This is a genomic window from Sedimentisphaera salicampi (assembly GCF_002117005.1).
Lineage (GTDB): Bacteria > Planctomycetota > Phycisphaerae > Sedimentisphaerales > Sedimentisphaeraceae > Sedimentisphaera > Sedimentisphaera salicampi.
The window spans coordinates 1,240,405-1,254,971 of the sequence record NZ_CP021023.1 but is presented as its reverse complement, the minus strand read 5'-3'; the positions used below and the strand labels follow the sequence as shown (position 1 = coordinate 1,254,971).

The 14,567-nt window shown below is 48.1% G+C and carries 8 protein-coding genes; 6 read left to right on the top strand and 2 right to left on the bottom strand.

Annotated features, from left to right (window positions below; translation table 11 throughout):
• Nucleotides 1-604: 604 nt before the first annotated feature.
• Nucleotides 605-1,414: a PEP-CTERM sorting domain-containing protein gene (locus STSP1_RS04680; protein WP_085755239.1), complete on the bottom strand. Its 810-nt coding sequence runs from the start codon at nucleotides 1,412-1,414 to the stop codon at nucleotides 605-607.
• Between the two features lie 187 nt (nucleotides 1,415-1,601).
• Here STSP1_RS04680 and STSP1_RS04675 point away from each other — a divergent pair, with 187 nt between their 5' ends.
• The 6 genes from STSP1_RS04675 to STSP1_RS04650 all read left to right on the top strand — a co-directional run bounded on the left by STSP1_RS04675 (nucleotide 1,602) and on the right by STSP1_RS04650 (nucleotide 13,617).
• Entirely contained in the window at nucleotides 1,602-3,731 is a 2,130-nt protein-coding gene (locus STSP1_RS04675) for a LamG-like jellyroll fold domain-containing protein (RefSeq protein ID WP_085755238.1), read from the top strand.
• A gap of 63 nt (nucleotides 3,732-3,794) precedes the next feature.
• Complete coding sequence (locus STSP1_RS04670; protein ID WP_085755237.1) at nucleotides 3,795-5,918, top strand: LamG-like jellyroll fold domain-containing protein; 2,124 nt, start codon at nucleotides 3,795-3,797, stop codon at nucleotides 5,916-5,918.
• A gap of 92 nt (nucleotides 5,919-6,010) precedes the next feature.
• Complete coding sequence (locus tag STSP1_RS04665; RefSeq protein ID WP_085755236.1) at nucleotides 6,011-6,544, top strand: sigma-70 family RNA polymerase sigma factor; 534 nt, start codon at nucleotides 6,011-6,013, stop codon at nucleotides 6,542-6,544.
• On the top strand, nucleotides 6,537-8,210 hold the full coding sequence (locus STSP1_RS04660) for a FecR family protein (RefSeq protein WP_085755235.1): 1,674 nt from the start codon (nucleotides 6,537-6,539) through the stop codon (nucleotides 8,208-8,210). The genes STSP1_RS04665 and STSP1_RS04660 overlap by 8 nt, the downstream gene beginning before the upstream one ends.
• Before the next feature lie 53 nt (nucleotides 8,211-8,263).
• Complete coding sequence (locus STSP1_RS04655; protein WP_085755234.1) at nucleotides 8,264-10,360, top strand: laminin G domain-containing metallophosphoesterase family protein; 2,097 nt, start codon at nucleotides 8,264-8,266, stop codon at nucleotides 10,358-10,360.
• Between the two features lie 107 nt (nucleotides 10,361-10,467).
• Nucleotides 10,468-13,617 (top strand): LamG-like jellyroll fold domain-containing protein, encoded by a 3,150-nt coding sequence (locus tag STSP1_RS04650; protein ID WP_123806985.1) that lies wholly within the window; start codon nucleotides 10,468-10,470, stop codon nucleotides 13,615-13,617.
• 6 nt (nucleotides 13,618-13,623) lie between these two features.
• Here the strand turns inward: STSP1_RS04650 and STSP1_RS04645 are convergent, their stop codons facing one another.
• Entirely contained in the window at nucleotides 13,624-14,550 is a 927-nt protein-coding gene (locus tag STSP1_RS04645; protein ID WP_085755232.1) for a hypothetical protein, read from the bottom strand.
• Nucleotides 14,551-14,567: the final 17 nt, after the last annotated feature.

The following is a 14,567-nucleotide window of genomic DNA, read 5'->3' as shown; positions in this document are numbered from 1 at the left end:
ATTAACCTCCAGAAGTCCAGCAAGTTTAAATAGGGACAGTTACCTATTTATTGATGCGTGGCGAGTTGTAAAAGAGAGTTAAACCGAGCCTGTCCGCCGGAGGCGGGGAGTAAGCGGAGATAACGGAGAGGATGTGATAAATTAGACAGGATTAACAAGATTTACAGGATGAGATAAAGATTTCATATTAATTTTAAATTGGCTTTCTCCATCAAAAAAAACTTATCTTAAATCATTAGTGAAAAATTAGTGCTGATTAGTGGTTAAAAAAATATCCCCTCCGCTTCCTCCGTTATCTCCGTGTCAAAAAAACATTTTCCGCATCAGAGAAAAACTATGTATTGCGGTGGCAGCGTACTTGCCGGCAGAGAGCTTTCCCCTCATTTATGAAAATGTTTTCTCTGATGTAAAAGAGAGTTAAACCGAGCCTGTCCGCCGGAGGCGGGGAGGAATCGGAGACAGCGGAGAGGGAGTTTGATATATTATATTTAATTACTGCTTTGAGCCCACGAGCGGGTAGAAGAGTTTTGCTGTGGCGAAACTCCGCTTAAGTTAATCGTTATTTCTAACTTTTCGTAATCAGATGGATTTGCACTTTATGCAATCAGGCTCTGCGTTTTCTCGCGAGTATAAAACCGCCGCCGAGAAGAGCAAGCGTTAGAGGCTCTGGAACCTGCTCATATTCTAACAGTCCAAAACCGCCTGAGGAATTGTCCAGACAAATCTTAATCTTGTTGAATGTTCCGTCTGCAACACCTTGGAAAGCGGCTTCAAGGTCTCCGCTGGTTATTTCAAAATCATTCGCATAGTGGTCTTCGAATTCGATTGAACCATCTGAGTTGTATGTTGTTTTGAAGTAGTTTCCTGCTTCCAGGTAATCTGCCAATGGAACCTTTGCAACGAGGTCAGTTTCATCAAAAGAATCCCTGTAGAAGGAAATTCCTACGCAAACGCTGTCGCCCGAGCTGTATTCCTCCGAATCTGCAAATGCGAATTTGAAGCCCTTCATCAGTGTGCTGCCGTAATCTATAAATATGGAGCCTCCGCCGCCTTCATCGTCGGGAGTGTCAAAAATCGTGTCTCCTGGAGGGTCATAGCCTGTTGTGTTCTCCTGAATGATGATGATGTTGCCAACGCCTGTCTGGGGATCGGATAAGTTTCCTCCCTGCCAGTTGGTATTTGGAGGGCCTTCCAGATCTGGGTCGGCAGTGTCTGTAAGTGTTGTGTCAAAGATGGCCACAGAATCAGGGCCGCCGCCGGTATTATCAGCGGAGAAAGTGATGCCTGAAATCTGGTTTGTAAGTTCCTGTCCATTGGCGAACTGGTCTAAATCTATCTGCTGATATGCAGCGAAAGACACAGAGCAGGCAGCAGCAAAAACCAAACTCCAAACCTTAAACATAATGCTTTTCATTTTAGAAACTCCTTAGTTAATTATTAAGAATACCAACTTTAACTCTATCATATTTAGAAGCCGATTTAAAGCTTTTTTTGTGAAAAAGTTGTCAAAAGCCAGACTTTCAGAAACATTAACCTATTAGAATACCCTGCGAGAGGTTATCGCTTGGTTGTAAAATTTTATTCTTTAACGAGGTTTAATTATGAGAAAATTGTTATTAGTTTTAGCGTTAGCTGCTTTGCCGGCGGCAGCTTTTGCCTTTGCGGGCATAAATGAGGTGATCACTCACGGCGGTTTTGAGGAACCGGCAGTTACCGGAACAGGCGTTTGGGTGGATATTGTCGGCTGGGAAGAAAAGAATGCGAACGGCCCGCTTGATTCCAAGCTCGGCAACGACAGGATTCCGGGTGCAGAGCCGGATAATCAGGTATTGAGGCTCAAGCCGAATTTTCATTTATCCCAACCCACCGGCGCTCCTTGGCAGGCTGGAGATCTTTTGGTATTAACTCTCAACGGCCACGAGGCTCATTGGAGATCTGACGAGGGCAAAGTTGACGAGTTTGAAGTTCTTATCGTAGATACAGAAAACTACGATGATGTAACTGGCGACGGGATTTTATGGAGCGAGACGGTCAATGTTGACGGTACAAGAGAGCAGGGCGTATCTTCTGCTCCTGACTGGAAAGAAAATCAGACCTTTTCCTATCTCATCGATACATCTCAGTTCCCGCAGGAATATGAAGGCGGCAATCTTACTCTTAGATTAGATGCACTCAACGGTGTTGCCTGGGCTGATAACATATCATTAGGCTTCTCAGGCGCTGCCTACGGGGCATCATTTCAGCAGCAGCCGGGCGTTAGCGGAATTGATGTTGACCTGAGCTGGATGGCGGGCAAGGATTATATGAATCCGGGCTCAGCCAATGATGTAAATCCGGCAATTGCTGATCAGTACGTTTATGTATCAAACGCCCCGGGCGCAGAGCCGAATTTTGTAGGCGCTGTCGGTGCGGACCCTGGACAGGTAGCTGAAAGCACCTATCAGGTTACCGGCCTGGGATACGACACTGAATACCAGTGGCAGGTTGTTGAGGTTCTCGATACCGCCGTTGACCCGATCCCTGATATAGGCGACGGGGTAAACGAGCTTCAGAATGCTTCTGTACCGGAGGCTTACATCCCGAGCGAAAAGTGGAGCTTTGTTACTATGAGCGATGAGCCGGTATTTGAATCTATATCTTCAAGCCCAGATTTCCCTGAACCGGGTGATGATGTTACTGTCTCGGCAGTTATAGAAAGCGCATCTTCTGTGCTGGCTTCTGATATAAACTGGAGCTTTGGCGGTATTCCGATTTCCGAACATACCTTTACAGACAATCAGGACGGCACATACACCACTTCTATAACAGTTGAAGATGTTTCTCTTGCCGACTCAGGCGAATACACCTGCTCAATAACAGGATTCTCACAGATAAGCAAAACGCTCAATATCAAGAGGATGCTCGCCCACTGGAAGATGGACAGCGACGCTGCAAACTGGGACGGAACTTACCTGCTCGACGTATGCACGGAAGACCCTGTCGCATACAATGCAGACCCGAACGACTATTTCAGCTTTGTTGACGGGGCAATCCCTGCCCAGACTAATCAGGGCATTACGTGGAACGGACAAGTTGGCGGTGCTGATGTACCCGGGCTTAATCCGCTCTCAGAAGAAGGCGATATGACTATTACCGGATGGGTTCACTACGAAGGAAATACAAATGGCTGGGGCGTTATTGCAGCCCAGAAAATAAGTAATGATGTAGGAAACTACTGGAGAATCGCAGTACAACCAACAAGAGAATTGAGTGTCGGCGGAGCCGGCGGGTCTGCAGTCAGCAGCGGAACATTGCCGCTGGATGATTGGTGCTTTATAGCTGCTGTTTACGACAGCACCGAAAGCGGTATGGAGTGTTCAGCTTATATTATCTCCACTGACGGGTCTGAAATGAGCGCAGTTACAGACAGTGCCGGTGTAGGCGATGTTGAAGAAACTCCTGTTTTCTCTATTGGAAGAACTTCCAATGCTGATGAAGCGCCTGCTAATATGTTCGGCAAGATAGATGATATGAGGGTGTTCAATTATGCTCTCAGTGAAGAAGAGATTGCCCAGCAGTTCTACGATGCATCAAATAATACTATCTGCGACCCTGACAGCGCAAATCCAAATGATGTTGCCGGCCCCGAAGGGCTCGGGCCAGACTGCAGCGTGGATATGTATGATTTTGCAGCAATGGCAGATAGCTGGCTGAGCTGCTCTCTTGTTCCGGCAGAAGTCTGCGATATGTAATAACTCAGCTGAAAGACAGCTTAGTTTGAAATTACTTTTTTAATTTTGATAAGAGGTTTAACTATGAAACGATTAGTTTTGATATTAATTTTAACTGCATTGCCCGCAGCACTTTTTGCCTTTGCAGCAAATAATGAACTCATTACCCACGGCGGTTTTGAGGAGCCATTCGTCGATGGCGGTGGTGTATGGGTAGATATCGTAGGCTGGGATGATAAAAACGGCAAAGGCCCGCTTGACTCCAAGCTTAACGATGACAAGATCCCAGGCGCCGAGTACGACAATCAGGTGCTTAGGCTTAAGCCGGATTTCTTTACCTCCCAAGACACAGGCGTATCCTGGCAGTATGGAGATCAGCTTGTGCTGAGCTTTAACGGGATTGAAGCCCGCTGGAAAGTTGGCAATCTTGGCAATGAGTTTGATGCGCTTATCGTGGACACAGAAAACTACGATCTGGTAACAGGAGACGGAACTCTATGGAGCCAGAGAATGAATCTTGACGGCGCAAATGATAAAGTCTCCAATGCACCGGACTGGCTTGATAAGCAGACTTTCTCTTACAAGATTGACACCACCCAGTTCCCTCAGGAATATGAAGGCGGAGAACTTACTCTGAGACTGCAGGCAATCGGCGGTATTTGCCAGGTTGATAATTTTTCATTGTCTCTAACAGGCCAGCCTTACGGCGGTTCATCTACTCAGCAGCCGGGGACAACCGGCATTGATGTTGACCTGAGCTGGATGGCCGGCACGGATTATATGAACCCGGGTTCTGGCAATGATGTAAATCCTGCAATCGTCGATCAGTACGTTTATGTATCAAACGCCCCGGGCGCAGAGCCGAATTTTGTCGGCGCTGTCGGCGCGGGCCCTGGACAGGTTGCTGAAAGCACCTATCAGGTTACAGGTCTGGGATACGATACTGAATACCAGTGGCAGGTTGTCGAGGTTCTCGATACCGCCGTTGACCCGCTGCCTGATATAGGCGACGGGGTAAACGAGCTTCAGAACGCTTCTGTACCGGAGGCTTATATCCCGAGCGAAAAGTGGAGCTTTCTCACTATGAGCGATGAGCCGGTATTTGAATCAATATCTTCAAGCCCGGACTTCCCGGCAGCGGGAGATGATGTTACTGTATCGGCGGTTATAGAAAGTGCGTCCTCTGTGCTGGCTTCTGATATAAACTGGAGCTTTGGCGGCATCCCGATCAGTGAATCAACATTCACGGACAATCAGGATGGAACATACACTACTTCTATAACAGTTGAAGATTTTTCTTCTGCTGATGCAGGCGAATACACCTGTTCAATCACAGGATTCTCACAGATAAGCAAAACGCTCAATATCAAGAGGATGCTCGCCCGCTGGAAGATGGACAGCGACGCTGCCAACTGGGACGGAACTTACCTGCTGGATGTGAGCACGGAAGACCCGTTCGCCTACAATGCAGACCCGAACGACTATCTGAGCTTTGTTGATGGAGCTATCCCGAGCCAGACTAATCAGGCTGTAACGTGGGACGGTGCTGTCGGCGGTGCTGATGTGCCTGAGCTTTCTCCTCTGGAAGAAGAAGGCGATATGACTATCACTGCCTGGATATATTATGAAGGTAGGACCAACGGCTGGGGCGTTATTGCAGCCCAGAAAGAGGACAACGAAGACAAGAACTACTGGAGAATAGCTGTTCAGCCTGACGACAGAATACTGGTTGTCGGCGGAGACAACGGCTCTGTTTACGGAACCGGTGTTTTGCCGCAGGAGGAATGGTGCTTTATTGCCGCTGTGTATGACAGCACAGAAAGCGGGCTTGAGTGCTCTGCTTATGTGATTCCGACTGACGGGTCCAGCATAACCGCTGATACTGGCAGTGCCGGTTTAGGCGATATTGCTGAAGAACCGGTATTCTCAATAGGAAGAACATCCCAACCGGTAGATCCTTCAAATGTCTTCGGCAGAATAGATGATATGAGGGTGTTCAACTATGCCCTCAGCGAAGATGAGGTTGCAGAGCAGTTCTACGATGCTTCAAATGTTCCGATTTGCAACACTGAAAACGCAAATCCGAATGATGTTGCAGGGCCGGAGGGCTTAGGCCCAGACTGCCGCGTAGATATGTATGATTTTGCCCAGATGGCAAAAAGCTGGCTCGACTCTTCACTTCTTCCTGCTGAAGCAGGCGATATGTAAACTATAAAAATACAGGGGCGGGCGGCCTGCCCGCCCTTTTCTTACTGCAAAATAAACTTTCATTTTTGAAGGTTTGCGGGAGAATTGGTTCTATGAAAAAAGATTCGCAAACAGAAGACTTCGTAAATCTGCTTATAAATTCGCAGGGCAGGATCTATGCTTATATCCTCAGCCTTGTCGGCAATCACGACGATGCTGAGGATATAATGCAGGAGGCGGTTTCTGTGATGTGGCAGAAGTTTGACAGCTTCGAGAAAGGCACGAGCTTTATCGCCTGGGCATTTACGATATCGAAGTATCAGGTGATGAATTTCAGGCGAACAAAAGCACGACACGCAGAGAATCTGTTTTCGGAAAATGTTTTTGAATTGCTCGCAGAGAAGGCCGAAACTGAGAGCGGCGACGATGAAAAGATGGAGTGTCTTGGCGAGTGCGTAGCAAACTTAAAGAAAAACCACTTTGACATATTGAAAATGAAATATTTTTACGGTCTTCCGGTAAGGGAGATAGCTTCAAGAATTGGGCTTGGTAAAACAGCGGTTTACAAAAGACTCTCAAGGCTTCATGCATTCCTGAAAGACTGCGTTGAGAGGCGGATGAAGGCGAGGAGCAGGTTAGATGGATAAGAAAACAGCAATAGAATTAAACTTCCTTCTTGCCGGCGGCATGGAAGGCGGGCTCAGCGGAGGACAGCGAAGCAGGCTCAATGAGCTTTTAGAGGGCAGCGAATCGGCAAGGAGCTATGCGCTTGAGATTTTCCGAATTTCAGCAGGGCTCAAGAAATCCGGCAAGGCTGCCGAGGCATTCCAGCAGAGGCCCGGGCCGGAAGATTTTACGCAGAAATTTATAATGAATAATTCAATCGGCAGTCCTGAGCTCTTGAGGCTCGGAAGGCAAGAACCTGAAGAAGACCAAGACCAGCCTGCTGAATGTGATTGCGGCGAGCAGAGAAGAAGGGTGAGCATCCCGAATCTTATCTTAGCAGCCTGCTCTGCGGCAGCTCTTATCTTTCTTCTGCTTTGGGCGAACCTTGCTCCGGGCAGCCTGCCTTCTGAGCAGGTGGGTGTTTTGAGCGAGGTTATGGACGTTCGCTGGGCTGAGGACGCTGAAAACATCCCCGAGAAGGGCGATGGAGTGTTCTCAAACTCAAATCCGCTAACTTTGAATGAAGGGTTTGTAGAGATTGATCTGAGAAGCGGTGTGCATCTTACAATTGAATCTCCGGCCAGTTTTGAGGTGATCTCTGATGACCAGATTGAGCTGAAATACGGAAACATTTATGCCTCTGTGCCAAAGGAGGCCGTGGGGTTTCAGGTAACCACGGAGAACTCGAAGATTATCGATCTGGGCACAGAATTCGGCGTATCGCAGGAGATTTCCGGAGATACAGAGGTGCACGTTTCAAAGGGCAGAACAACATTTATAACGCGCAGATTCATAAACACAAACAACGTTGAGGTTTTAGAGAACACTGCAAACCGGTTCGATGTTTCAGAAGGCAGGATACTGGAAGTTGAATTTCAGGAAGACAAATTTGCAAGGCGGATTATTTCTGAGCAGAACATCATATGGCGAGGCCAGCCGATAAGGCTTGCAAATACAGTTTCCGGCGGGAGCGGATTAAACGATATAAACTCAAAAAGCGATTCGATTATTCCGGGTACTGGTGAGATTGCTTCGCATCTTCTGCTCCGAAATTACGGCAGCAATAACGCTGAGATGAAAGACAGCCACTTTGAGTTTCATCAGGTAGAGTCTAGTCCCTTTGTTGATGGGGTATTCGTTCCTAACGGGAGTAAAGGTGAGTGCAAGGTGAGCAGCAAGGGCGATATCTTTGAAGACTGCCCGCCTACAGACGGAAGGTTCTGGACATATATCTGCAACACCCAGTCTTTTGATGTAGATTACAGGGGAAAGGAAAAACAGCGTCAGCGGGATAATTTCCGTATTATTTCAGGTTTCAGCGGAATTTTTATTCATCCAAATGCCGGAATAACCTTCGACCTGAAGCCTTTTAGAGAGATAACTGAGGAGAAAACTTTCAGGTTCAAATTCAGCACATTAGTATCACCCTCTGACAGCCCCGATAACGGCGAGGCGGATTTCTGGGTGCTCACAGACGGTGAGCTGAGATACAAACGCGAGAACGTTACCGCTGAGATGGAAACTGAAAGCGAAGAGATTTATATCGATGAAAATACCGAGTTTCTTACGCTCGTAACAACCGGCGGAGAAAGCGGCAACGGCAATGACAGGTGCATATTTGAAGAACCTGTTTTGATTGCTGAATAGATCTTTGTGAATATTCTTGACGGCAAACTTTGAGACTTTTTGACGGAGAAAAAATGAGGAAAACTTACGGCTTTATAATTATGATGTCAGCTTTATGTTCATTCGCAATGGCTGCTGAAAGCAGTTGGACATTCGTAGGCTGGGCGGATCCGCATTATGAAGCAGCAGACCTTACTGGAAATAATCCCGCAGGCACGCCGGCAGCAGAAGGCTATCCAGAAGCCACCCAAGGCTGCAACGGCACATCTGATTTGGTGGAGCAGCATATTGCAGACAGGATCTCGCAGATGGCAGCTCATAATCCCGAAGCCGTGCTTATCCCGGGAGACCTTGCGAGCTACCGCTTCGATTCAGATTGGGCAAAGGCTGCCTTCGCGCCCGGCGGAACATATGAAGAGACCATACAGAACGCTGCTGATATCTACAACGGCCAATGGTACTACCGCTTTGCCTCGCAGATGCCTCTGGTTTTAATAGCTGTGGGCGATCATGAAATTGGCGATAACAACTGGAATGTCGGCCAGCCGATTTCTTATCTTGTTGATGATTTTCGTCTCTCGCTTGCGCAGACGTTCAATATGGATGAATCCGGAAATTTCCGCTTTGATGAGAAGATTGGTTCAGTGAGCTCAAGGCCTTTAGGCACGCCCTACGAGAACACTTCCTATGCCAAGCAGGTTCGCAATGCCCTTTTCATTTCGGTTGATGTATTCCGGCAGGACTCGCCGGAAAAGCAGCTTAATATAATCTCAGGTTCGGTAACTGCAGACGTGAGCGGGTCGCACCTAACATGGCTGGAGAATATTTTGAATGCCGCTGAGAATGAGTCTTCTATTGATCACGTGTTTGTTTTCGGGCATACGCCAGTACTTGAGCCCGTGAGAAAATGGGTTTCAAGCGGTATGATGTTTGATGAACGGGGCGATTCAGATTTCTGGGCAGCGCTTCGCAGATGCAGCAAGGTTCGTGCATATTTCGCAGGCGAGGTGCATACAGAAACAGCTTCCAAGGATACTGAAAGCGATATCCTGCAAATCGTTCACTCGGGATATGTAAAGACTGATGTTTACGAAGATAAGATTGAGTTTACAAACTACCGCTTCCAGAGTACTGATGCCGGCTCCACCGAGAAGTACTGGTCTAAGAACGCAGTGAAAAGCTGGGATAAAAAGGCGGCTCCGGAAATTATGAACGGCTCTATAATCGCTGACTATTCCGGAAGCAAAGCAAACTTCACTTCTTCGGGCATATTGGAATTGATGGATCAAAAAGGGCTTCTCGTTCATTACAGCTTCGATGATGAGTTAGAATCCAAGATTACAAATCACGGCTCAATGAAGACAGAGATGTACGGCGGAGTTAATAAGGGTGTGAGCTTTGGCTCTTCTGTTATGGGAAGTGCCGGAGTGTTTAAGCCTGAGAGCTATTTAACAACGCAGAAGGGCATTGCCCCTGTAACCGGCTCTGAGCCGAGAACTGTTTCGGCTTGGATAAAGACAACCAGCTCAGACCATATGACAATTGGAGGCTGGGGAGGATGGATCAAAGGAATTCAAGCAAAGTTTAATTTCGACTTGATCGATGGGAAAATCGGAATATCCTCCGTAAACAAACAAACCCGCGCAGCAGGCAGTCCAAACCTTGCAGACGGAAAGTGGCATCATGTTGCTGCGGCTTTCCCCGGAAGGCCAGCTGGCAAAGACAAAATCAAGGACTTGATTTTTTACGTTGACGGCCAAAAGTTTTCCGCTGACTCTAACTCGGAAGATATTCTGATAACAAATTCGAGTGTGAACAATCTGTATGTAGGCAGTTCCGCCAGAAATCGCGGGCCATATTTTAAAGGGAGCATAGATGAATTTGCCATCTGGGGCTCACAGCTCGCTGATGGAAAGGTACAATCGCTCTGGCATGGCGGAAAAAGCGAAATGCTTAGCTACAACGCTTCTGATATGGAAAAGCTCTTTGATCTGTTCAATCAGAGTTCCAGCCCAGTATTCATAAAGGGCAGGAGATGGCAGAGCGTCTCCGGGCTTTCCGGCAGCAAGGTCGGAGAGCTTGTAAAGCTGCATAACGGCGAGATCGCTTTCGTTTTAGACAAACAGGGCAATGGCGTTGTGGGCGAGATTGTTGATATGACTTGCATGTAGTCCCGCCGGCAATGACAGGTGCATATTTGAAGAACCTGTTTTGATTGCTGAATAGATCTTTGGGAATATTATTGACGGCAAACTTTGAGAATTTTTACGGAGAAAAAATGAAGAAAACTTACGGCTTTATAATTACGATTTTAGCTTTATGTTCATTCGCAATGGCTGCTGAAAGCAGTTGGACATTCGTAGGCTGGGCGGATCCGCATTATGAAGCAGCAGACCTTACGGGAAACAATCCTGCAGGCACGCCGGCAGCAGAAGGCTACCCCGACGCTACTCAAGGATACAACGGCACATCTGATTTGGTGGAGCAGCATATTGCAGACAGGATCTCGCAGATGGCGGATCACAATCCCGAAGCCGTGCTTATCCCGGGAGACCTTGCGAGCTACCGCTTCGATTCAGATTGGGCAAAGGCTGCCTTCGCGCCCGGCGGAACATATGAAGAGACCATACAGAACGCTGCTGATATCTACAACGGCCAATGGTACTACCGCTTTGCCTCGCAGATGCCTCTGGTTTTAATAGCTGTGGGCGATCATGAAATTGGCGATAACAACTGGAATGTCGGCCAGCCGATTTCTTATCTTGTTGATGATTTCCGGCTCTCTTTAGCTCAGACTTTCAATATGGATGCCACGGGAAACTTCCGTTTTGATGACCCCATTGGCTCAGTGAGCTCAAGGCCTTTAGGCACGCCCTACGAGAACACTTCCTATGCCAAGCAGGTTCGCAATGCCCTTTTCATTTCGGTTGATGTATTCCGGCAGGACTCGCCGGAAAAGCAGCTGAATGTAATCTCAGGTTCGGTAACTGCAGACGTGAGCGGGTCGCACCTAACATGGCTGGAGAATGTGCTGGATGCCGCTGAGAATGAGTCTTCAATTGACCACGTGTTTGTTTTAGGGCATACGCCAGTACTTGAGCCCGTGAGGAAATGGGTTTCAAGCGGTATGATGTTTGATGAACGGGGCGATTCGGATTTCTGGTCAGCGCTTCGCAGATGCAGCAAGGTTCGTGCATATTTCGCAGGCGAGGTGCATACAGAAACAGCTTCCAAGGATACCGAAAGCGATATCCTGCAGATAGTTCACAAGGGCTATCTCAAGGCTGATGTTTATGAGGACAAGGTAGAGTTTACAAATTACAGATTTCAGAACACAAGCGCCGGCTACACAGAGAAGTACTGGTCTAAGAACGCAGTGAAAAGCTGGAATAAAAAGGCTGCTCCGGAAATTATGAACGGCTCTATAATCGCTGATTATTCCGGAAGCAAAGCAAGCTTTACCGCTTCAGGCATATTGGAACTGATGGATCAGAAAGGGCTTCTCGTTCATTACAGCTTCGATGACGAGTTAGAGCCTAAGATTACAAACCACGGCTCAATGAAGACAGAGATGTACGGCGGAGTTAAGCAGGGAGTAAGCTTTGGCTCCGGCATTATGGGAACCGCCGGGGTTTTTAATTCAGATGCCCATCTAACAACAAAGAAAGGCATTGCCCCTGTAACCGGCTCTGAGCCGAGAACTGTTTCGGCTTGGATAAAGACAGCCAGCTCAGACCATATGACAATTGGAGGCTGGGGAGGCGCTAAAGGCGGAATTCAAGGTAAGTTCAATTTCGATTTGAACAACGGCAAAATCGGGCTCTCTGCCGAAAACACTCAAACTCGAGCAGCGGGCAGCCCGGACCTTGCAGACGGAAAGTGGCATCATGTTGCAGCGGCTTTCCCCGGAAGGCCTGAAGGAAAAGACAAATTCAAGGATTTGATATTCTACGTTGACGGCCAAAAGTATCCCGCTGCCACTAATTCTGAAGACATTCTGATGACAAGCGGCAGCGTGAACAATCTGTATGTTGGGAAAGCCGCAAGAGATCACGGGCCATATTTCGAGGGAAGTATCGACGAATTCGCTATCTGGGGCTCGAAGCTGAGCGACGGGAAGATTGAATCGCTATTTGCCGGCGCCGAAAGCGAGACGCTTGGCTACAATGCCTCTGATATGGAAAAGCTCTTTGATCTGTTCAATCAGAAGTCAGGTTCGGTATTCGTAAAGGGCAGAAGATGGCAGTGCGCCTCCGGGCTTTCCGGCAGCCCGGGAGATTTGGTAACTCATAACAGCGAGCCGGCCTTTGTGTTAGACCAGCAGGGCAACGGCGTTGTGGGCGAGATTACCGATATGATTACAATCCTCCAGCAGCCTGAAGATGCAGCGGGCATCGACGGAAAAGAGATTACTCTCAGCGTTTCTGCTGTTGGAGCCGAGCCGATTGAATATCAGTGGTATTATTCGCAAGACAGCGCACGCTCAGAAGACGACCAGCAGGCCGGCAGCGAAAGCACAATTGAGCTCGCCCTGAGCCAGCAGAATGAAGGCTTCTACTACTGCAAACTGCAAAACCCCGAAGGCTCTGCTTATACGGATATCGTAAGTGTGCGTCTTGCAAATAAGATGGCGCACTGGACGCTTGACAATGATTCTTCCGGGTTCGATGGAAGCAGCTATCTCGATATCAGCTCTTATGGAGAAAAAAGAGATGCCGTTGTGGAAGGGAGTGCTGATTTTGCAGATGGGGCATGCGCACAGCTCGGTCAGAGCGCATTTATCCAGAAAAACGATGGATACGCTTATGCAGGCCCTTGGAATCCGCTGGAGACAACCGGCAAAATGACAATGACTATGTGGCTCAAGTGGAAGGAAAACTTAGGCAACTGGCAGGTGGTTACAGGCAAGAAGGATTCAGACGGCGAGCTCTACAGGCTTTCAATCAAGCCCGATGAATCTCTCCTCAATCTCGGAAAATCAAGCGGGGCTAAGGTGTTTGCGCCAGGGCCTCTGCCCGAGGGTGAGTGGGTGTTTGTGGCGTTTACGCTTGATTCAACAGCCGCTGATCCGGTTGGTTCAATCTATATGATCACCGAAGATGAAGGGCTCAAGACAAGCTATTCTGAAACCTCCCTCGGAGTAAAAACAGATGCAGATTTCGGAGTGGGCTCTGTGAGAGCATCCTCAAGCTTTAACGGCTGGCTTGATGATGTGCGGGTGTATGATGATGTGTTAGACCAAAACAGCATAACCACCATATACTACCAGTCCTGCGGCAAGCCCGTATGCAATCCAGATTCTTTACTTTTCGATACGTCCGGCCCCAACGGGGAGCCGGATTGTATCGTAAATCTATACGACTATGCCAGCCTGTGCCTCAGCTGGCTGGACTGCTCCCTTCTTCCCTCAGAGGCCTGCAGCAACTGAGCAAATCTAATCAGCCCAAAGCCATTCTTCGGCGAATTCCGCCAAGTCCTTCATTTCGACTTCATTATCGTTGTTGAAATCCTGCCTCTTTCTGTGCTCCATTGTAAACACAAGATCTCCGCCTGCTGAACCGTCATTATCTCCATCTATCGCATTGCCTGTCTGCTTGCTTGTTGTGCTGTCTGGAACAGTTATCGTGTACTTATCGCCCAAAAGGACATCGGAGAAAGTGATTACCATAAACCTGCTTCCGCTGCCCGTGGTTTGCGAAGAAACGACCTGCCCGTCTTCGTTCGTAACAGAGGCTTCATTAGCCCCGAAGAGGATAGGCTCGTTGAACAGCAGACGAACAGAGCCCACGCCGTTTTCGTTTGTATGCACATCGTTTACCGCTGCCTTCGGATTTCTCATCAGAAGCTGAGGCCCCACAACTGCCGGCTCGGAGGCAGTGATAATCCTTGCATAATCTCCAGGGGTGCTTGCGCCAAGATCGAATGATACGGTATAGTTCTCGTCGATAGATGCCGAATCCCCGCTTTCAAGCCCGCGCATAGACGGGTTAAGGTAGTTTGTTCCGGGAAGGCCGAGGAAGTCGCTTGCGTTGAGTTTGTCTGTTTCATAGATCAAACCGGCCACCTGCTCATCTGTTACCACGGTGCCTGTAATGTTGGCCTGGTCCTGAGGGTCGTAGATGATGTAATGACTGCTCACAGTTGCACCTGCCGGAATGTTGGCGTTTGGGTAATCCAGAGCCAGTTCGCTTTGAAGAGTAACATTCTGCCGCTCATTGAAGCCAAGGAGCTCATCAATCTGATGATTATCCTCTCCGGTATTAAGAGGGGGGCTTATCACTGTTACCGAACCTCCAACGATTTCTGAAAAACAAGGTGTTGCCGCAATGAGAAGAAATGCTGTAAAAAATATTTTTTTCATAACCAAAAACCTTTCAA

What these genes read in the sequence shown, in the direction of transcription:
- STSP1_RS04660 (WP_085755235.1), top strand. Translation starts at nt 6,537, where the DNA reads ATGGATAAGAAAACAGCAATAGAATTAAACTTCCTTCTTGCCGGCGGC.
- STSP1_RS04675 (WP_085755238.1), top strand. Translation starts at nt 1,602, where the DNA reads ATGAGAAAATTGTTATTAGTTTTAGCGTTAGCTGCTTTGCCGGCGGCA.
- STSP1_RS04665 (WP_085755236.1), top strand. Translation starts at nt 6,011, where the DNA reads ATGAAAAAAGATTCGCAAACAGAAGACTTCGTAAATCTGCTTATAAAT.
- STSP1_RS04680 (WP_085755239.1), bottom strand. Translation starts at nt 1,414, where the DNA reads ATGAAAAGCATTATGTTTAAGGTTTGGAGTTTGGTTTTTGCTGCTGCC.
- STSP1_RS04655 (WP_085755234.1), top strand. Translation starts at nt 8,264, where the DNA reads ATGAGGAAAACTTACGGCTTTATAATTATGATGTCAGCTTTATGTTCA.
- STSP1_RS04650 (WP_123806985.1), top strand. Translation starts at nt 10,468, where the DNA reads ATGAAGAAAACTTACGGCTTTATAATTACGATTTTAGCTTTATGTTCA.
- STSP1_RS04670 (WP_085755237.1), top strand. Translation starts at nt 3,795, where the DNA reads ATGAAACGATTAGTTTTGATATTAATTTTAACTGCATTGCCCGCAGCA.
- STSP1_RS04645 (WP_085755232.1), bottom strand. Translation starts at nt 14,550, where the DNA reads ATGAAAAAAATATTTTTTACAGCATTTCTTCTCATTGCGGCAACACCT.